Annotated in this window: 16 protein-coding genes; 10 read left to right on the top strand and 6 right to left on the bottom strand. The window is 45.9% G+C overall.

Annotation, left to right across the window (positions count from 1 at the left end; all coding sequences use genetic code 11):
• Positions 1-49: 49 nt before the first annotated feature.
• Positions 50-157 (bottom strand): sporulation protein YjcZ, encoded by a 108-nt coding sequence (locus NSQ58_RS13970; protein WP_196233322.1) that lies wholly within the window; start codon positions 155-157, stop codon positions 50-52.
• A gap of 576 nt (positions 158-733) precedes the next feature.
• On the opposite strand from NSQ58_RS13970, the gene NSQ58_RS13965 reads away from it, so the two are divergent.
• Positions 734-1735, top strand: coding sequence for a discoidin domain-containing protein (locus tag NSQ58_RS13965; protein WP_341057603.1), 1002 nt, complete (start codon positions 734-736; stop codon positions 1733-1735).
• Between the two features lie 412 nt (positions 1736-2147).
• Here the strand turns inward: NSQ58_RS13965 and NSQ58_RS13960 are convergent, their stop codons facing one another.
• Positions 2148-3566 (bottom strand): helix-turn-helix transcriptional regulator, encoded by a 1419-nt coding sequence (locus tag NSQ58_RS13960; RefSeq protein ID WP_053325639.1) that lies wholly within the window; start codon positions 3564-3566, stop codon positions 2148-2150.
• Positions 3567-3885: 319 nt separating this feature from the next.
• Between NSQ58_RS13960 and NSQ58_RS13955 the strand changes: the two genes are divergently transcribed.
• On the top strand, positions 3886-4311 hold the full coding sequence (locus tag NSQ58_RS13955; protein WP_023989095.1) for a MaoC family dehydratase: 426 nt from the start codon (positions 3886-3888) through the stop codon (positions 4309-4311).
• Between the two features lie 68 nt (positions 4312-4379).
• On the opposite strand, the gene NSQ58_RS13950 is transcribed toward NSQ58_RS13955, so the two are convergent.
• A complete protein-coding gene (locus tag NSQ58_RS13950; RefSeq protein ID WP_053325640.1) occupies positions 4380-5432 on the bottom strand; it encodes a ketopantoate reductase family protein in 1053 nt (350 codons plus the stop codon).
• 202 nt (positions 5433-5634) lie between these two features.
• Here NSQ58_RS13950 and NSQ58_RS13945 point away from each other — a divergent pair, with 202 nt between their 5' ends.
• From NSQ58_RS13945 to hydF, 8 genes are all read left to right on the top strand, one after another.
• Complete coding sequence (locus NSQ58_RS13945) at positions 5635-6189, top strand: TetR/AcrR family transcriptional regulator (protein WP_341057602.1); 555 nt, start codon at positions 5635-5637, stop codon at positions 6187-6189.
• A gap of 624 nt (positions 6190-6813) precedes the next feature.
• Positions 6814-7179, top strand: a complete 366-nt coding sequence (locus NSQ58_RS13940) for a hypothetical protein (RefSeq protein ID WP_013310644.1) — start codon at positions 6814-6816, stop codon at positions 7177-7179.
• A gap of 127 nt (positions 7180-7306) precedes the next feature.
• The gene (gene fdhF / locus NSQ58_RS13935; protein WP_028540678.1) at positions 7307-9469 is read left to right on the top strand and encodes a formate dehydrogenase subunit alpha; all 2163 of its coding nucleotides are present in this window, start codon (positions 7307-7309) and stop codon (positions 9467-9469) included.
• Positions 9466-10116 carry a 4Fe-4S dicluster domain-containing protein gene (locus NSQ58_RS13930; RefSeq protein ID WP_279832833.1) on the top strand — a complete coding sequence of 217 codons (651 nt, stop codon included), beginning with the start codon at positions 9466-9468 and terminating at the stop codon, positions 10114-10116. Before fdhF ends, NSQ58_RS13930 begins: the two co-directional genes overlap by 4 nt.
• Before the next feature lie 32 nt (positions 10117-10148).
• Positions 10149-11654 carry a [FeFe] hydrogenase, group A gene (locus NSQ58_RS13925; protein ID WP_341057601.1) on the top strand — a complete coding sequence of 502 codons (1506 nt, stop codon included), beginning with the start codon at positions 10149-10151 and terminating at the stop codon, positions 11652-11654.
• Between the two features lie 65 nt (positions 11655-11719).
• Positions 11720-12310 (top strand): 4Fe-4S dicluster domain-containing protein, encoded by a 591-nt coding sequence (locus NSQ58_RS13920; RefSeq protein WP_028540676.1) that lies wholly within the window; start codon positions 11720-11722, stop codon positions 12308-12310.
• The gene (locus NSQ58_RS13915) at positions 12307-13755 is read left to right on the top strand and encodes an aspartate ammonia-lyase (protein ID WP_341057599.1); all 1449 of its coding nucleotides are present in this window, start codon (positions 12307-12309) and stop codon (positions 13753-13755) included. Before NSQ58_RS13920 ends, NSQ58_RS13915 begins: the two co-directional genes overlap by 4 nt.
• Positions 13742-14995 (top strand): [FeFe] hydrogenase H-cluster maturation GTPase HydF, encoded by a 1254-nt coding sequence (gene hydF, locus NSQ58_RS13910; protein WP_053325645.1) that lies wholly within the window; start codon positions 13742-13744, stop codon positions 14993-14995. The genes NSQ58_RS13915 and hydF overlap by 14 nt, the downstream gene beginning before the upstream one ends.
• Before the next feature lie 147 nt (positions 14996-15142).
• Here hydF and hydG read toward each other — a convergent pair whose 3' ends face one another.
• The 3 genes from hydG to NSQ58_RS13895 all read right to left on the bottom strand — a co-directional run bounded on the left by hydG (position 15143) and on the right by NSQ58_RS13895 (position 19530).
• Positions 15143-16555 (bottom strand): [FeFe] hydrogenase H-cluster radical SAM maturase HydG, encoded by a 1413-nt coding sequence (gene hydG / locus NSQ58_RS13905; protein WP_013310651.1) that lies wholly within the window; start codon positions 16553-16555, stop codon positions 15143-15145.
• A 49-nt stretch (positions 16556-16604) separates the two neighbouring features.
• Positions 16605-17657 carry a [FeFe] hydrogenase H-cluster radical SAM maturase HydE gene (hydE, locus tag NSQ58_RS13900; protein WP_257791715.1) on the bottom strand — a complete coding sequence of 351 codons (1053 nt, stop codon included), beginning with the start codon at positions 17655-17657 and terminating at the stop codon, positions 16605-16607.
• A 256-nt stretch (positions 17658-17913) separates the two neighbouring features.
• The gene (locus NSQ58_RS13895; RefSeq protein WP_338532503.1) at positions 17914-19530 is read right to left on the bottom strand and encodes an alkaline phosphatase; all 1617 of its coding nucleotides are present in this window, start codon (positions 19528-19530) and stop codon (positions 17914-17916) included.
• Positions 19531-19564: the final 34 nt, after the last annotated feature.

Here is a 19564-nt window from a genome sequence, read left to right as displayed (position 1 = left end):
ACAGGGCTAAGCAGCAATTCGAAAAAATGCCGGTGGAGCTTAAGAATCTTTATAAATGAATTAATTTCAAGATGATTACCAGCAAAATGAACAATGCCAATACAGCAGCTATCGATGTCCAAACTCTTCCGGTGATTCCCTCGTAGTCTCTTTTCATTTCCCCCACACGTAACGCCTCCTTTACTTTAGGGTACTATACTCCATAGGCTATGCGAGGTCTTGGTTAAAGGAAGGGCTTCTTAACAAAAAAAAGCTCCGCCGACCATTTAAGGTCAGCTGAGCTTTTTGATTTATTTAGTGTATTCACTTACTTCAAATATAATCTAAATATTGGCATATTTATTTTTTATGGGTATAAGAAGACTCAATCGTCTGCTAACCAGTGGCGTCTCCCATCCTTATTTCACAATAAATCCCACTTTTGTTCCATCTACATATTTATAACTGATGACTTACCCGTGATCCTGCTCCCCTGTTATCACTTGGACTTATGACACCTCCAAAGTATATTAAATCTTCTTAATACTATATTGCGAGGCGTTCGAAGTATCACATGTGTTGCCGCAAAACAAAAAAGTCTACCAGTTATAGAGCGGCAGAGATAGACATTATTATTCTAAAAAATTAAATCCACAATTAAACTTATATTTGAATATATAGACATTAATGTTTAGACATTCCTCTTTAACTTTTGTAAGCTTTCTAAGCAAATAAAACAAAAAGGGGCTTTAACATGAAAAAAATATTTTTTTCTTTACTATCTATCTTTCTATTAACATCAGTGTTTGCAAGTTCTTCTTTCGCTAGCTCAAGTGAGGAAACAAACCTAATCCCTATGATGACTTCCAATACAACTCCTTCCGGCATTGCAAGTGCAAGTTCTGCTTGGAGTAATGGTCATCAACCATACAGTGTGTTTGATAGAAACCCTACTGATTATGGTTGGGCAACAACTACAAATTCTAAGACTGGCTGGATTGCTTATGAATTTGAAAATCCTGTAGTTGTCAACAAATATGTATTGACTGCACGTGCATCTAATCTAAACGAATCGCCAAAAGAGTGGACGTTCGAAGGATCGGACGGTGTTTCATGGGTCATTCTCGATACACAAATAAATGTTACTAACTGGAACCAAAAAGAGAGAAAAGAATTTTCATTTACCAATGAAACAAAATATAAAAAATACCGTTTGAATATCACTAGTAATAATGGTAATTCTTTATTTTCACTTGGGGCCTTTGAGATGTACAATAATTTGCCTGTAACACCAACACCAGATCCGTCAACAACACCTGGTTCGTCTACAACACCTGGTTCGTCCACAACACCTGGTTCGTCTACAACACCTGGTTCGCCTACAACACCTGGTTCGTCTACAACACCTGGTTCGCCTACAACACCTGGTTCGTCTACAACACCTGGTTCGTCTACAACACCTGGTTCGTCTACAACACCTGGTTCGTCTGATTCAGATGGTTCCTCACAACCAACTGGTGACCGCGCTATTCTGACTGTAACCATGGATAATGGGTTTGACAAAGAATTCGATCTGAGCAAAAAAGAATTGAATGCTTTCATCGCTTGGTATGACGCAAAGGATGCTGGTAGAGGTTCTTCATTCTTTGCCATTGATAAGCACAATAACAACAAAGGACCATTCAGCAGCCGTAAGGAATATGTAATATTCAACAAAATACTCACCTTTGAAGTAAGCGAGTATTCAACTAAATAAACAAAAGAAGGGCTCTTTCGCGGCTACAAACCGTTGGAGTCCTTTTTTTCATCTACTCTAAATTCAAACTGTTCTATAATAAAGAAGACTCCACAGGCCAATTAAGAGATTAATCCCCTTACTGTAAAAGCATTACTTTAGATTTATTCATTATAAAAATATCGGTGAATTATGTTAATAAGGATAAGTGACTTGGGTAATTATGTAAATACTTATACTTATATGTATGGTTCATGCTGATCACATCAAGATAGTTATTCTGTGGTATGTGTGGTAATTCCCGCACTGAAGAAAGCTCTGCTAGCCTTATGGTCGGCAGAGCTTTCTTTTGCTTTAGAATCCCCCAATTTGTACAAGGGTCTGAATAAGCTGATCATGAATGTGAGCGGGTACGGTTATAAAAAATAAAAAGCTACTCGCAACGATTAACAATGCCATTTTTTTCAACATTACTTAACCACACCTTTTCAATTAGATTGGAGAACTCTGTTTTGATTTCAGGAGTCGCATGGACTTGGAAACGCATAAACAGACCAATACAATTTATAAAGTAAGTTTCATTACTTATTATATGTGACTTTACCATTGCATACATCAAGTATTTAAAGCCATCACTGTATTTCACCCGATGTAAATAATAATGAGCCATTTCGTAACCAAACCATGCGAAATAGTCTGGTATTACTTGTTGGGTATATATATCAGATGATGTTGGGAGTTGAGCAAATGAATTAATATTCGTTTCAAAACGTGAAAGGACATCATCCACATCTATTTCATATCGGTTAGCCGCTATCATAACGTTTAACAGCTTTGAGAGTTTCTCATTTTCGTTAGCAGTTGATGTTGCTGCAATATATTCAACATAATCTTGAAGCACACTAACATCTCCAGACAGGAGCTTATTAACGTACGTGTTACCTTCTGCCCACTGACTGAACAAGTTTACCCAGTGTTGAGTATCTTCGTCAGTCTCTTTGACCCAATCTAAATCCGCATAGGCGTATGTATACTGTAGAGCTTGTTGATAATCACCTTGGGCTTCACAAACACTAGCACACAACAAATCGGCGTAAGCAATGTATCCAAATAACGGCCCTCTGGTTTCCTTTTCATGCTCGCTGTTCTTTCGACTCTTCTGCTGATGCTTTATGGAATATTGTACTTCCGCTTTCCCTCTCATTTGCCTTGCCATTTCTTCAACCTTGTCCCACTTACGCAAAGACCTGTACACGTTCGCCAAATCCTTCAATGCGTCAAGTTGGTCCATTTCATCCAGACGTTCAATGTAAGGCTCGAACAATGTAGCTGCCTTGAGATTACGGCTTTGATCGTCACCAACCTGAATCGTGAACATTCGATACTGACAGGTCGCCAATCGTTCAGAATGTTGGTACTTCTCCGTTTCAGCTACACCCTTATAGAACAGCAATGCAGCATCATGTCGTCCCTGTGCTATTAGCACTTCTGCCATATCAAATAGTTTAGGCGAATAGAGTAGGTTGTCCATAATGGTCCCCACCACTCGACGGATCGCATCCAGCTTGTCCAATTCCGCACAACGATACAAAAATGGCTCTATTCGTCTCATATTCGGGGGGGTATCGATGATGTAGTTTTCTATAAATAGGTCGTAAAAGTAGCCTTCTGGTAAACCCATAGCCTCGGTAATGCGATCTATCTGGTTAACAGACATAGATTTATTGCCTGACACTATGCTACTTACTATCCCCCTATTCATGCCTGCTATATGCCCAAACTCCATCATGCTCAAACCTTCTTGTTTAAGATATTGTTCCAATTCTGCTCTAATCGTGGGTGTAATTTTCATGGATAAACCACCCTCCATACAGAAGTACCAATATTTATATATTATTGCATTCTATTGTTGTCCATAATTTAACAGTTGTCAATAATTTTTATTGATTTGCAACACTTACATTGATCTGACTGTACAAAAGTACGGAGGGTTACTTGCTGAGATAGACTCTTTAAATTAGTTTTGTTGCTATAACGCTACGGATTTTAAAGGGAAATATTAAGTTGTAGACTGACAATACGTCATTAAGCTAACAGGCAGTTTAACTTGATTGGTGATATTATGCTACTCTAATATAAATAAGCAAATAATTGAATCAAGAGGTGCAATAATGCGATTTCATGAATTTTATATCGGACAAGTATTTAAAACCAAGTCTTTAAAATTAACTAATGAGGATATCACCAGATTTGCAAGGGAGTTTGACCCGCAATATATGCATTTAGATGAAGAGAAAGCATTGCAAGGTAGATTTAATGGAATTATCGCTTCAGGAATTCAAACATTAGCTGTTTCTTTTAAGCTTTGGGTTGAAACAGGCAGTTACGGTGATGAGGTTATTGCTGGAACGGCTATGAATAATATTAAATTTATCAAACCAGTGTATCCAGGCGACGAATTGTACACTATTGTTGAAGTGATTGGAGTAAAAGAGAAGCGGAATGAAACAGGACTCGTTACTGTATTGCTGTCGACTTTCAACAACAAAGAGGAGAAAGTTTTTGAAGGGGATTTATCCGTTCTGGTTAAACAATAAAGCTTTATAAAAAATCAATTGATAATGGTTTGAAGAGGTCCATGCATTCTAGCACGGACCTCTTCTCTTTATTTTAACGTGGCTTGACTTGCGGCTTCATGTTCAGCCACACGTTGCAGTAATTCCTTCAAAGCCTTCATTTGGCGACCTTGACGTTGCCCTTCTACAACTGAATTTCGCATAGATTCTACATCCTGAGTCCGCACTTTACCACCATGATGAAAACGATTGAACGCTTGATAATCTAACGGAAGCATATCTCGTTCCATTTTAAGATGTATTTTCGCCGTCATGCGTGACCCCATCATTAAACCCATGATTTTACCGACAACACCATGCTTTGGTAGAGTTGCTATTTCACCTTGTGCTCGGCAAGCAAGTTGCCAAAGTTCTTTATTGGCTACAACGGTCGAGAAGTTAGGCCAGCCTAAAATATCGCAAGCGGCGTATACAGGAAAGCCGACACTTGAGAAAATATTGAACATCGCCGGGCTTACTTGACCACAACGTGAAACTTTAGAGCGATTGTACAGTGTGATAAATTGCTTTGCTACCACTTTATTATTGGTCTCGACTTGAAACCCAACGCCGTTTGTCGGGTGTTTGTAACAGACAATGGCTTGGGCAATCTGATTTGGATCCGTTGGTTTGTGTACAGGCAAAATAGCGTTGGATTGATGACTTAGCGTACCCAGTATTCCTCTTAGCAACTGGTCTTCCGGAATTCGCATAACCTGAAGATAATGTTCACGAATGCCACTTCCAAACCCACACATAATCACGGTAGTTGCAGAATCACGTACGATATCACCCATTTGGGATAACATATCTATGCCTTCTGATGTTCGACTAGCATTTCCGTCCAATGTAATAATAATAAATTGATATTGCTGAGGTTTTATTTCTTCTAGATCTTCAATGACATTAAAATCGCTAAAATTTTTCAATGTAGCATCATCATAGCAATATAGTTTTTGTGGAGAATCGAATGTTGCTTTTCGTCCTTTTCGCACAAGAAAGGTAATATCAGTACCGGATAAGTGAAGGTGGTATCCAACAGAAAACCCTACAGCTCCTGCGCCCACAATGAGTATTTTGGGTTTGTTTGAGTTGGTTTTCATGTTTTATTTACTCTCCTTGTATGATTGAAATACATTATATTTTTTAATCATTATCATCAAATGAACATGTGTTGATTTAATGTCGCGATGTAAGTATAATCTACTCATCTCTGCAATCACAATAATCAATACATGAGTTAGTGTTATGAATTCAACAGTTCAGCTTGAGTTTGTTGAAAAGATGAAAAAAGAGGGGTAACATATGGTTGGAGTCAAGAATAATAGAAGAACTAAATATACGATCGATCTCATTAAAGAGAGTTTCCTCAGTCTATTAGAAACAAAAAAATTGCCTCAAATAACGGTTACTGAAATATGTAAACAGGCAGATATCAACCGTGGCACTTTCTATCTGCACTACAAAGATCCTTATGAACTATTTGAAGTAATGCAACATGAATTTAATCGAGAAATAATGGAAACGTTACAAGAAAGAGACAGTCCCTGCGCAACAGAAGAATCAATGATCAACCTATTGAACATCATTCGAGATAAGAAAACGATGTATAAAATCTTAATTTCGGAGACAGGAAAAAATGATTTTTTATCACAAGTCTTGCTTGAAGATCATGTGCAAAGAAATGGAGAAGAACCAAACAGGAAGGAACCATGTACAATGGACTATTCTTTCACTTACATGGTTCACGGTTCCATTGGAGTCATTAATCAATGGCTCGAGTTAAATGGTAAGGAAAGCCCGCAAACGATTGCCCATATCATTTCTTCCCTGGGTCATCAGAATATTAAGTTTAAATGAGTCGCTAATATAGCGGCTTTTTTTATTCCAACTAAACATTAACATATGACTTCTATTCTAAATGTAGCTCCTGCGAGTGCTGCTTCTCTTGCAGCGTCAAACCAAAGCTTTTCTCGATAAAAGCATCAATGCTGCCATATTTTTTCTGCTTTACCGTAACTAAAGTACAGGCGGCACTGTACAGTTTCAGGTTTCGACTTGACGGATCGAATGATGCGTTGCAATCATATAAATGAATAATTTACTAAAAACCTCTGAGATTCGCACTGTGCTATTTTAGTATAGAGGGCTTTGAGAATGCCATTTACTAATCTCAGCCCATAGCTTGTTATTCAACTGCTTTTGTATTGGATCTGGACAAACAACGCGATGGAACGAGAAGCATCATACAAACCATAGAGGTATAGTTGCTTCAAGAGCGGTCTAATCTATGTAAAATTTTGGTTCAGTGTAATGAATTTCACATCTTTCCGGGTCAACCTGTTCTACCATAGAAGGGTGATACGCCGTGCTGGGCAGACCACTTTGGTCGGGACGGTTACGTCTTGTTCTAAACCAGCTACACAGGCTGTCTGGCATGCGCGGCAAGTACGCCTTTATTTTGATTCGAAGCGGAGTGTCCAGATGTTGAATACCGAATTGGAATACCGTGAGCGCATCAGGAAGTTGGCCGTGTGTATTGTCAAGCACTACCGGGGAAAAGGACCGGACAACGTCAAGGTTTCACTGGATTCGCCGCTCCGGATTACGGTAGAAATTCGAGGTACATTGTCTAATTTGTCCGAAATTCTCGTTCATGAAGGGGCTGAGGACAAGGTCAGGGAATATTGGGACGTCCTTCGTCCCTATCTAGAAAAGGAGTTTATGAACGAAGCCGAAAAAACACTCGGCAGTCCCTTCACTTATACTTGGGAGGTCTGCCCCTCCGTCCATGGAGACGGACACATTATCATTACTCTAGAACTACAACACATACACCGGTTGGATTAGCGGGAAGGAGCTTGTCTCCTCGCTCGCGGATAAGCCAGTACAGGATGCAGCGTAAAGCGGCATTTTTGTATTGGCTTTTTTTATGTTACGAGTTTCATCTATTTCATATAAAAGAGGTGCTGCACTTATGGCAGACAAGGTATTGACCGTATGTCCCTACTGCGGGAGCGGTTGTCAGCTTCATTTGCTGGTGGAAAAAGGACAGGTAATTGGCGCAGAGCCGGCTGGTGGTCGTACGAATGAAGGAACACTGTGTCTGAAAGGACACTATGGATGGGATTTTTTGAATGACCCGCAAATTCTGACTGCACGCTTGCGCAAACCCATGATTCGCAAAAATGGAGTAATGGAGGAAGTGGAGTGGAAAGAAGCCATTCAATATACTGCCGAACGGCTGTCAGCAATTAAGGAAAAATACGGACCCGACTCCATTATGGGAACGGGCTCCGCACGCGGTCCGGGAAATGAAGCCAATTATGTCATGCAAAAGTTCATGCGGGCGGTCATTGGCACGAACAATATTGACCATTGCGCTCGTGTATGCCACGGCCCTTCTGTGGCAGGTTTGACTTACTCGCTCGGAGATGGAGCTATGTCCAACTCTATTCCTGAAATTGAACACTCTGATCTCATTTTCGTATTTGGATATAATGCACCCGAAACACATCCGATCGTCGCAAGACGCATTGTAGCTGCCAAGCAAAGAGGCGCCAAAATTATTGTATGCGATCCGCGCATGACCGAAACAGCTCGTATTTCGAATATGTGGCTACCCTTAAAGGGCGGTTCGAACATGGCTTTGGTGAACGCTTTTGGTCATGTACTTGTGCATGAAGGACTGTACGACAAACGATATGTTGAAGCAAACACAGAAGGCTTTGCCGAATACGTAGACAGCATTAAAAAATATACTCCCGAATATGCGGAAGGCATTACGGGGGTCAAGGCGGCCGATATCCGGGCGGCTATGAGGGAATATGCAAAGGCCCCTACCGCTACAATTTTGTACGGAATGGGCGTATGTCAATTTTCACAGGCCGTTGATGTGGTAAAGGGGCTTGCTTCCCTTGCACTGTTGACTGGAAATCTGGGCAAGCCGAATGTGGGAATCGGACCTGTACGGGGACAAAACAATGTACAGGGTTCCTGCGACATGGGTGCTTTGCCGAATGTGTATCCTGGCTATCAGGATGTAACAGATAACACAGCTCGCAAAAAGTTTGAAAAAGCATGGGGTGTTGAGCTGCCACGTAAAAAAGGCTATCCACTTACGGAGGTACCACACCTCATTCTGAAGGAGAACAAGCTGAAAGCTTATTACATTTTCGGCGAGGACCCTGTACAAAGTGATCCGAACGCCGCCGAGTTGCGTGAAGCCCTAGACCAATTGGAATTTGTCGTGGTTCAGGATATTTTCATGAACAAAACAGCGTTGCACGCCGATGTCATCCTCCCTTCTACTGCCTGGGGCGAGCATGACGGTGTATATTCTTCGGCAGATCGGGGCTTTCAGCGCATCCGTAAGGCCGTTGAGCCACAGGGTGATGTTAAGCCAGACTGGGCCATTATTAGCGAGGTTGCTACCGCCATGGGCTATCCTATGTCCTATGCAAACACAGAAGAAATTTGGGATGAAATGCGCAGTCTCAGCCCATTATTCTCCGGTGCCAGCTACCAAAAAATGGAGCAGCAAGGCGGCGTGCAATGGCCCTGCCCTACTGAGGATCATCCAGGTACACCGTATTTATATAAAGGAAATCAATTTTCGACACCTAGTGGCAAAGGCAGATTATTCGCCTGCGAATGGCGTCCACCACAAGAACAACCGGATGCAAAATACCCGCTTGTCTTGTCCACAGTCCGTGAGGTAGGTCACTATTCCGTTCGTACCATGACTGGCAATTGCCGCGCGCTGCGCCAGTTGTCTGATGAGCCTGGCTTTATTCAGATTAGCCCAGAAGACGGAGCAGATCTGAATATTCTGGATGGCGAAATTGTTGCCATATCCTCCCGTCGGGGACGCATCATGGCACGGGCACAAATCAGTGACCGTGTGCAACAAGGTGCGACCTACATGACCTATCACTGGTGGGTTGGAGCATGCAACGAGCTGACCGCTGATTTTCTCGATCCGGTATCCAAAACCCCGGAATTAAAATACTGTGCCATCCGTCTGGAGCGGATCGCCGACCAAGCGCAGGCCGAACGTGATGTACATGAATCGTACCAACGGATTCGCAGACAGATGAACGTCCAGGAAGCTGTTTTGGCTGATAAGGTGACGAGATGAGCGGCACAGGGAATATGATGCACCGTCTGACAGATTACCGGTCAGCTTCGACGAGTAGAATGGGAGCAGCCAGTAGAACAAGCGCTGTTGCTTCTTCTTTTGTAGTCGCAGACGCCGGACAGTGCATCGGTTGCAAAGCCTGTGAAATGGCGTGCTTCGCCGTTCACAGTCAGGCTAACGGCATAGGAGCTTCGGTCGGAACCGTCAGCGTACCTGTTGTACCCAAGGTGTATGTTGTACGTACAGGGGATATGTATGTGCCGGTGCAATGCCGGCATTGCGAAAATGCCCCCTGCGCACATGCCTGTCCGGTGCAAGCCATTCGTCAGGAGGACGGCGTCGTCATGATTGATGAGGAGCGATGTATCGGCTGTACCTCCTGTGTTTTGGCCTGCCCCTTCGGGGCAATTGAGGTGTCTCCGGTCTACCGGGCAGGACACGTTGTAACGCAGTCCGGCCTGACTCACCGTGCAAATCGAGTCGCCCTTCCCCGCACCGCAGCAAGCAAATGCGATCTGTGCGCGGAAACAGAGAACGGACAGCCTGCATGTGTAGAGGCCTGCCCGAATCATGTCCTACGGCTGGCCAAAGGTATATCCGACTCACCTCCAGAGCCTCGGCGGGAAGTCTTTTTCCCACGCCTATAAGGTCAAAATCAGCCGCAGAAAGGTAGAAAACCATGTCAACCACAATAGACAAGATCTCTTCGCCTCCTTGTATGAAGACGACTGATTGCACAGACCCTGTCATTCATATTGACCCTACGCTCTGCACAGGATGCAGACGTTGTGCTGGGGTTTGTCCAGTAGATGCCATAGAGGGATTGCCCGGAGAACCGCAAACCGTTAATGCAGACCGATGTGTTATTTGCGGTCAATGTGTACAAATATGCAGCGTATACGCATCTGACTGGGCAGGTTCATCTCCACAGGAAGGCGCCGCTAGACGGCTGGAACGTATCCAAGAACGCGATATGCCTTCCGACATCAGAGAGCCGCTATTCGCTGCCTATTATAGCTACAACTTGAATAAGGTAGCCGATATGATGACCAAACCTGGACAGTTTCGGATCGTCCAATGTGCTCCGGCCATTCGTGTTTCACTCGCGGAGGAATTTGGAATGCCGTTCGGCACCTTGACGCCTGGGAAAATGGCTGCTGCTTTACGCCGCCTTGGCTTCGACCGGGTATACGACACCAACTTTGGAGCTGACGTGACCATCATGGAGGAAGGCACTGAATTGATTCGTCGCGTGACCGAAGGCGGTCCCTTACCCATGTTCACATCCTGCTGTCCAGCATGGGTCCGATTTGCAGAAATAGAATATCCCGATCTGCTAGACCATCTATCCAGCTGCAAATCTCCGATGCAAATGTTAGGAGCGCTAATCAAATCTTATGGCGCACAACTGGACGAGGTGGAACCTGCGAATATATACAGCGTTGCCATCATGCCCTGTACCTGTAAACAATTTGAATGCGATCGTCCCGAAATGGAATCTGACGGTTACCGTGATGTGGATGAGGTACTGACCACACGTGAACTTGCATACTGGATCAAGCAGCGCGGAATTGATTTTGCAAACCTGCCTGATGAAGAATTCGATTCACCGTTAGGGCAATATTCAGGTGCAGGCTCCATTTTTGGAGTCACCGGAGGAGTCATGGAAGCTGCCATCCGTACAGGTTACGAGCTGCTGACAAATGAAAAACTGCCGAAGCTCCAGCTCGATTTTGTACGTGGTGAGGAAGGCATTCGAGTAGCTGAGGTTCAGGTAGGCAAGCTGCAGCTCAAGGTAGCGGTCGTCGCCGGGCTACAACATGCCTATCAGCTACTGGATCGTGTCCAGGCGGGCGAATGTGATTATCATTTTATTGAGGTGATGGGCTGCCCTGCTGGATGTATCAGCGGAGGGGGACAACCCAAGCTCATGTTAGAAAAGCAACGAATTGAAGCTTATCGGGCACGTAAATCCTCCATCTATGGACATGATGCTGCACACCAGGTACGAAAATCGCATGAGAACCCTCACATCATCAAACTTTATGATGAATTTCTAGGTGAGCCGCTGGGTCATGTGTCGCATCATCTGCTGCACACCACCTTCCAACAACGGGGGCCCGGCAAGCAAAGCCGCAGCAACACTATTTCCACCAAAGGGGATGCGGATTACTCCATTCATTAATACATTAAGTTATTTTTATGCTGTATACATTATTTTTGTCGTAAGTTAGAGAGGAGTCGAATTGTATGAACCGTTTTGTTTTAGCTGATCCCGATCAATGTATCGGCTGTCGTACCTGTGAAATCGCATGTGTCATCGCACATTCAGCGGAGAACCCTTTTATCTCGCCGGATGATGAGTTTCATTTTCACCCTCGTCTGAAGGTTATCAAATCATTTGGGGTCACTGCACCCGTTCAGTGTCGTCACTGTGAGGATGCTCCATGCGCCAACGCTTGTCCGAACGGCTCTATTACGAACGCAGATGGCTGCATTCTCATTAATAGCGAAAGCTGCATTGGCTGTAAAACCTGCATGATCGCCTGCCCTTACGGCGCGATTAACATGGTACCCGAGTATCGAAACGGGCAGCCTGTCGTGCAGGATGGATTGTATACCAATATGTCAGGACGCTTGCAACCCAAAGAGCGCATGATTGCCAGCAAATGTGATTTATGCGAAGGCGTGGACGGCGGTCCGGCCTGTATTGGTAAATGTCCAACACAAGCCCTCAAGCTGGTCGAGCCAGATCTGGTTCATGCCCGGGTTGAAGAAAAACGCGCTGCAAGTGCACGTCAGCTACTGCATATGACACGCATTCCGGCAACGGGTCTATGACCGAAGGTTTCCCTCTGTCTACAAATACGCGAACCGAACGGGATGCGCTAGGAGAGATGGAAATTCCCGCAGATGCCTTTTACGGTATTCACACCGCACGCGCGATGAACAATTTTGCGGTCAGTGGCAGACCCGTGAACCAAAACCTGATCCACGCTCTTGTGTTGGTAAAAAAAGTAGCCGCTCAAGTGAATGGTGAGCAGAAACGGCTCCCTGCCCAACGGGCCTCTGCCATTGTAAATGCCTGCGACGAAATACTCGCCGGGAGGCACCAACATATGTTTACCGTGGATGCCATGCAAGGCGGCGCAGGCACCAGTACCCATATGAATGTAAATGAGGTCATTGCTAATTTGGCCATCGTACAGCTAGGAGGCAGACCAGGGCAGTATGAGATTATACATCCTCTGGATGATGTGAACTGCTGCCAGTCTACGAATGATGTCTATCCCACAGCGCTACGAATTGCAGCAATACGGCTGCTTCGGCCTTTATGTGACACGATGTCTTCGTTACAGGATGCTTTACAGCACAAAGAAACGGAATATGCTGACCTGCTCAAACTAGGCCGCACTCAGCTAATGGATGCCCTGCCCATGATGGCCGGGCAGGGCTTTGGTGCCTACGCAAAGGCTATAGCGCGCGACCGCTGGCGTCTCTATAAAGCTGAAGAGCGGCTGCGGGAAATCCCTATTGGAGGCACGGCGATTGGCACAGGTATGAACGCGCCCCGCGCTTACAGCTATCGGATGGTCGAAAAGCTGGCGGATGAGACTGGTTTTGGACTGAGTCGCAGCGACCACCCGATGGACCCGATTCAAAATATGGATGTCTTTGTGGAGGTGTCCGGTCTACTCAAATCAGCCGCCGTGAATCTGTACAAAATATCTGGCGATTTTCGCCTACTGGCCTCTGGTCCTTTCGGTGGTATTGGCGAATACACGCTGCCTCCAGTTCAGGCCGGATCCTCTATTATGCCTGGCAAGGTCAATCCGGTAATAGCTGAAATGGCAGGACTAACAGCCATGCGTGTGATAGCCGAAGATGCGGCTATCACTATGGCCGCTGCCTCCGGTCAGTTGGAACTAAACGCATTCCTGCCGCTGATTGCCGAATCGCTGCTGGAATCGCTACATATTCTGAACAGCGCGGTTCGACTATTCGAGGAAAGATGCGTACGCGACCTGATCGTGCGTGAGGAACGCTGCACTACAAATCTGCGTAACTCAGCCGTGATGGCTTCTGCGCTGGTCGCGGAGCTTGGCTATGATGAAGCTGCCTCCATTGCATCTGCAGCCATTGTGCAAGGTCGCACACCAGAGGATATTGCAGAAGATCGCGGCCTACTGACCCGTTCGAGGATTGACCAATTATGCCATCCCTATACAGTAACCAAACCCGGAATTCCGGGGCAGGAAGAAGGAACTCACCATGGGAATGAATGATACCCCTCGTAGCAACCGACCACATATTGTCCTGCTCGGTCGCCGCAACGCAGGCAAATCCAGCATTCTGAACACCCTGACGGGTCAGCCCGTCGCTGTGGTATCTCCTGTAGGAGGAACGACCACGGACCCAGTTTTCAAACCGATGGAGCTGCTCCCAGCGGGTCCCATTGTTCTGGTGGATACCGCCGGACTGGACGATGAGGGTGAGGTCGGGGAGCTGCGCCGCAACAAAACGCTAGAAATACTTAATAGTACAGACTTGGCCTTGCTCGTTATCGACGCCACCGTTGGAGTCGGACCATTCGAGCATGAGCTACTCGAAAAGCTCCGCAACAAAAAGATTCCTGTTATTGGGGTATTGAATAAGGTAGATACCCTTACTGAATCAGATAAAACGGCTACAAAGCTGGCAACTGAATTGGATCTCACCCTAATTCCTTTCAGTGCATCTTTGCTCCGGGGAGACACGGAACTGAAAAAGGCTATCACGAATACTCTCCCCCAAAACGAGGATCGTTTCCGTATCGTCGGTGACCTGTTGTCACCCGGCGATGTTGTTGTGCTGGTCGTCCCAATCGACAAAGCTGCACCAAAAGGCCGATTGATCCTGCCACAGCAGCAAACAATCCGCGATACACTAGAGAGCGATGCCATCGCCGTAGTGACCAAAGAACATGAACTACGATTGACGCTGGAGAGATTGGGACGCAAGCCTCGCTTGGTCATTACCGATTCACAGGTTTTTATGAAAGTAGCGGCCGACACGCCCAAGGATGTGCCTCTCACCTCTTTTTCCATCCTGTTTGCCCGTCATAAAGGCGATCTGGACGAACTGGTACGAGGTGCAAGAGCCATTGATCGCCTCAAGGATGGAGACCGTGTACTCATTGCCGAAGCCTGCACTCACCAATGCCAATCTGACGATATTGGTCGAGTGAAAATTCCCCGCTGGCTCCGCCAAACGATAGGCAAACGTCTCATCATCGAGCATGCATCCGGCTCCAGCTTCCCTGATGATCTGAGCGAATATGCACTGGTTATTCATTGCGGTGCATGCATGCTCAATCGGCGTACGATGCTTCATCGAATGTCGGAAACGAAAGCTGCCGGAGTGCCGATTGTGAACTATGGTATTTTCATCGCTTATGTACAGGGGGTCTTTCCCCGTGCTATTGAATGCTTCCCATCTGCTATGCTGGCATGGGAGCAAGCTGTAGAAGCCGGCAGTTATTCCTAAAAGACCTCATCTCATCATTAATATTTTTTTCCAGACGCACAAAAGCAGTCGCGCTGATTCCAACGCGACTGCTTTTTATTTTCAAGTTCTATTATAAATCATGAGAATTTTCATAGTGTGAAATGATACTACGAATAATATAAATTGCTAAAAATACAAATCACGTTCGCCTGCTTCCAGTCGCTCCAGTCTGTCAAGCGTCAAACGGCGCGTCGATTCACGTGGTATACGCTCCAAATTCTCTCGCAGAGCGGCAGCTCCCAGTTCACGCGCCTCCTCATCCCCATAATCCAGCAGATATTCTTGGAAGGTTAGCAGCGAATTCGGCTGGCACACATTATGAATTTGTCCTGATTTGGCAAGCTCCATGAAACGATCTCCAGTTCGCCCCTCACGGTAGCAAGCTGTGCAGTAGCTCGGCATATATCCACCACGGCACAAACTTTTAATAATTTCCGATGGTGAGCGATGATCCCCTACCTCAAATTGAGGCTTATCATCAGTTTCCTGTTTTGCATATGCCCCTACGCCTGTAGCTGAACCTGCACTAATCTGCGACACGCCTAGACCAATGACGCGGTCCCTATATTCCGGCTCCTCGCGTGTGGACAGGATCATACCAGCATAAGGGACAGCCAGTCGAAGAACGGATACAATTTTCATAAAATCCTCATCGTTGACCAGGTACGGATATCGCTCCAGGTCTACATTTTCAGCCGGACGCAATCGTGGAACTGAAACCGTATGAGGGCCACACCCAAAGGCTTCTTCCAAGTGCTCGGCATGTTTCAGCATCGCTACGGTTTCATAACGGAAATCATACAGACCGTACAACACACCGATCCCCACATCATCTATACCCGCACGCATGGCTCTGTCCATTGCGGTGGTGTGCCAATCAAAGTCCCGCTTTGGTCCCTGCAGGTGGAATTTACGATAGCTTTCCCGATGATACGTTTCCTGAAATAAAATATACGTACCAATGCCCACCTCTGCCAGCTTCCGATAGTCCTCCTCGGTTGTGGATGCAATATTCACATTGATCCGCCGAATGCTGCCGTTATCTACCTTGACCTCATAGATCTGGCGCAGACAATCGACGATATAGTCAATGGGACAATGGACTGGGTCTTCCCCCGCTTCCAGCACGAGCCGCTTGTGTCCCAGTTCTTGAAGCACTCTAACCTCCTCCACCAATTCCTCCGGTGTCAGACGGCTACGAGTAAAGCTGTCATTGGTATGTTTATAACCACAATATTCGCAGTTATTCACGCAGTGGTTGCTTACATATAAAGGGGCGAACAGCACAATCCGGTTGCCATAAATTTGTTCTTTGACTGCTCTCGAAGATTTGAACATCTCTTCCAATAATTCAGGATCATCCACATGCAAAAGAGCCGCCGCTTCACTCGCACTCAGTCCCCGGCAGGCTCTCCCCTTTTCTAAAATTTCTAAAATACGGTGTCGATCTGTTGCCTCTTGTTTCCCCTGCTCCACTGCTGCCATAATCTCTGCTTCATTAATAAAATCCGCCGACACTTTCTCCCGTACTCCACTCACGTATACCCATCTCCTTATTTATGGTTACTGCAATGTTTCCGTTATGGCCTCACAAAGTTTCCTGTCTCATAAGCTGTCGTTGCACCCTCAAACTATCGCCACGCCCCATATCGACTTCAAATCCTGCTCCACGGATTCGCAGCTCCAAGCAATGTCGACATTGGGCAGACTCATCGCCCAAACATATTTTATTCTCATAAATCGCATACTTAGGTCTCACCGCTAGTGGCGACAAATTGGGCATCACCACATTGGCCCCTGCCTGAAGCGCCTTCTCCCTGCCTTGGGGATGAATCGTTCCCATTGCCGTGGACGCCGGAATAAGTGCATCTGGAACGACCAATCGGGATAACGAAATAATATCGAGTGCCTTTTCCATACTCCCCTGACTGGCATCCCGAAGCGGCGTGTTGCTATGCGGTAAAAAGGGGCCAATCCCGATCATATCTGGTGATAGGCTGTGCAGATAGACCAAATCGTCTGCTAATTCACTATTCGTTTGTCCTGGTAACCCCACCATACATCCGGCCCCGATCTGAAAGCCGATTCGTTGCAAAGCCAGCAGACGGCTGCGCCTGCTTTCCATCGTCATCGTCGGATGCAGCTTGGCGTACAAACGGGGGGAAGCTGTCTCATGCCGCAGCAAAAAACGGTCCGCGCCCGCCTCGTATAATTGCTCATAAGTTTCATCATCCCGTTCACCGATGGACAGTGTAACCGCCACATCCGCAAAACGGCTTTTAATTTCGCGAATCAATTTCGTCAGCCGTGCTGCTGTAAACCAGTAATCTTCCCCACTTTGCAGCACAAAGGTCCGATAACCGAGTTCATACCCCTCCGCACAACAGGCCAGAATTTCTTCTGGCTGCAAACGGTAACGATCTGCCTGTTTATTCGAAGCGCGCAGCCCACAGTACATGCAGTCCTGACGACATATACTGGAGAATTCAATTAATCCCCGTAAAAAAACACCTTTGCCATAGCGCTCCAATTTGGTGCGAGCTGCCAGGTGGCGCAGTTGAGCCCGAAGCGTTGGCTCATCATCCAGACGTGTCAGCAGCTCCATCATTTCCGTATGCGTCCATTCCTTGCCGTCAGCCAGACGCAGTAATAATTCGTCCGTGACTCATCCCTTCTTCCCTCGTCCATCCGGACTTCACATCATCAGCGGCTTGTACCGTACATGTATTATTCTAGCAATATCGGAGAGGATGTAACGTGATTAGTTTCACAAAAAATCCCATTTTATAAAAACCTCCTCCAACTTCTGCCCCAAAAAATACACATTTATATCAACACACAAAAAAGCTGTCTCTTCCTCTAATGGAAGAAACAGCCCTTGTCGATGGTTCTGCTTATTACTGAATCAAATCAATCGCCTGCTGGGGTACAAAATAATCAACGCCGTTAAATACAACTACACCGTTGAGCGTGGTATTTTTACCATTCAGCGTAGCGACATTTTTGTATACCGGAAGCTCCAGCTTGTTACTGCCTTTGGTCACTGTAATAACTTTCGTGTCCGCAGAAAACTTGGCTCCTTTAGCTTCAAAAGCGGCTTTTGCAGGAATAAAAAGCTGCTTGCTGACCGTATCCAAATCCAGTCCAAGTACACGTGTCATATATTTATTCACATCAGTATTGTCGATTACACCGGTTGGACGGTCTCCGTTCGGCGCATACGTGTACAACACGACATCGCCTCCTGTATGTCCGCCTGTAGTCCAGCCAATATTCGCACGTTTGCTAATGATCGGTCCGACAGCATAGTTCATGCTTCCTTCTTTGGCATCCTTAATGGTTTTTACTTCTTCGTCTGTCAAATCGGTGATGCCAAAATATGTGGAAAGCACCTCTTTAATATTGCTGCGATCTGCATTCAGCTTGGCTTCCAAGCCCTCACCCGTCAGCTTCGCTTTTTTCAGCGGGTCTATAAAAGAAGCTAAAGGTGTTTTGTCATAATTGCTAGTTGTATCGCTGCTACCAATCGTCAATCCACCGTTTCCGTGGTCTGTCACTGCTACGACGACTGTATTTTGGTTTTGTTTGGCGTAATCCACAGCAACTTTCACTGCATCGTCAAACGAAAGCACGTCACTAATAATTCCGGTTGGATCATTTGCATGGGCGGCCCAATCCACCTTACTGCCTTCTACCATTAAGAAGAAGCCTTTATCGTTTTTGGACAACACATCAATGGCTTTCGATGTCATTTCTGCCAGACTAGGTTCCTTGGATGCATCGCGATCCAGGTTATACGCAAGGGCTTCAGGAGAAAAGCTGCCCCAGAGCTTGCTGGAGGTCGAATTTTTCAACCCTTCAGGTGTCGTGACAAAGTCATAACCCTGGTCTTTAATTTGGGCTACCAAATCTTGGCCATCTTTACGCCCTGCTGCCTCCAAAAACTTGCCGCCTCCACCTAACACTACATCAACCCCGTTGTAGGCTTGCTGCATGCTGAGTGCATCATAATTTTTACGATCAGGATAATGTGCGGTAAAATCAGCTGGTGTCGCATGCATAATCTCCGAAGTCGCAATAATTCCAGTCGATTTCCCTGCCAGCTTGGAAGCCTCAAGAATGGAAGCTACAGGCTTTTTGGCGTCACCCGCTGCAATGGGTTGTTGTCCGGGCATTGTCGCTTCATCAGGAAGGACACCTACATACCCAGTATGAGATTTATGTCCTGTGGCAAAAGCAGTACCCGCTGGAGCAGAATCGGCAATTGGAGCATCCGCAGAATGCGTACGCACCATGCCGCTTGCCATGCTGTCTAACGTTAAGGAAGATCCTTTGTACCATCTAGCCAGTGCAGTGGCGTCATTAGCCATACCGTCTGGAATCAAAATAATTACGTTTTTAATCGACGTGTCCTTTTCGACTGCCATCGCCGTCCCAACGCTTACTGCTAGCATCATAGTCGCTACGAGTGCTGCCACCGATTTTTTCGTATGTATCCCCCAACATTTTAGCATTCAATTTCCTCCCAGACACTTTATTGTACAATCA

Source organism: Paenibacillus sp. FSL M7-0134 (assembly GCF_038007865.1).
Lineage (GTDB): Bacteria > Bacillota > Bacilli > Paenibacillales > Paenibacillaceae > Paenibacillus > Paenibacillus polymyxa_B.
Note: the sequence above shows the minus strand (reverse complement) of the source record. Positions and strands in the feature narration are given on the sequence as shown.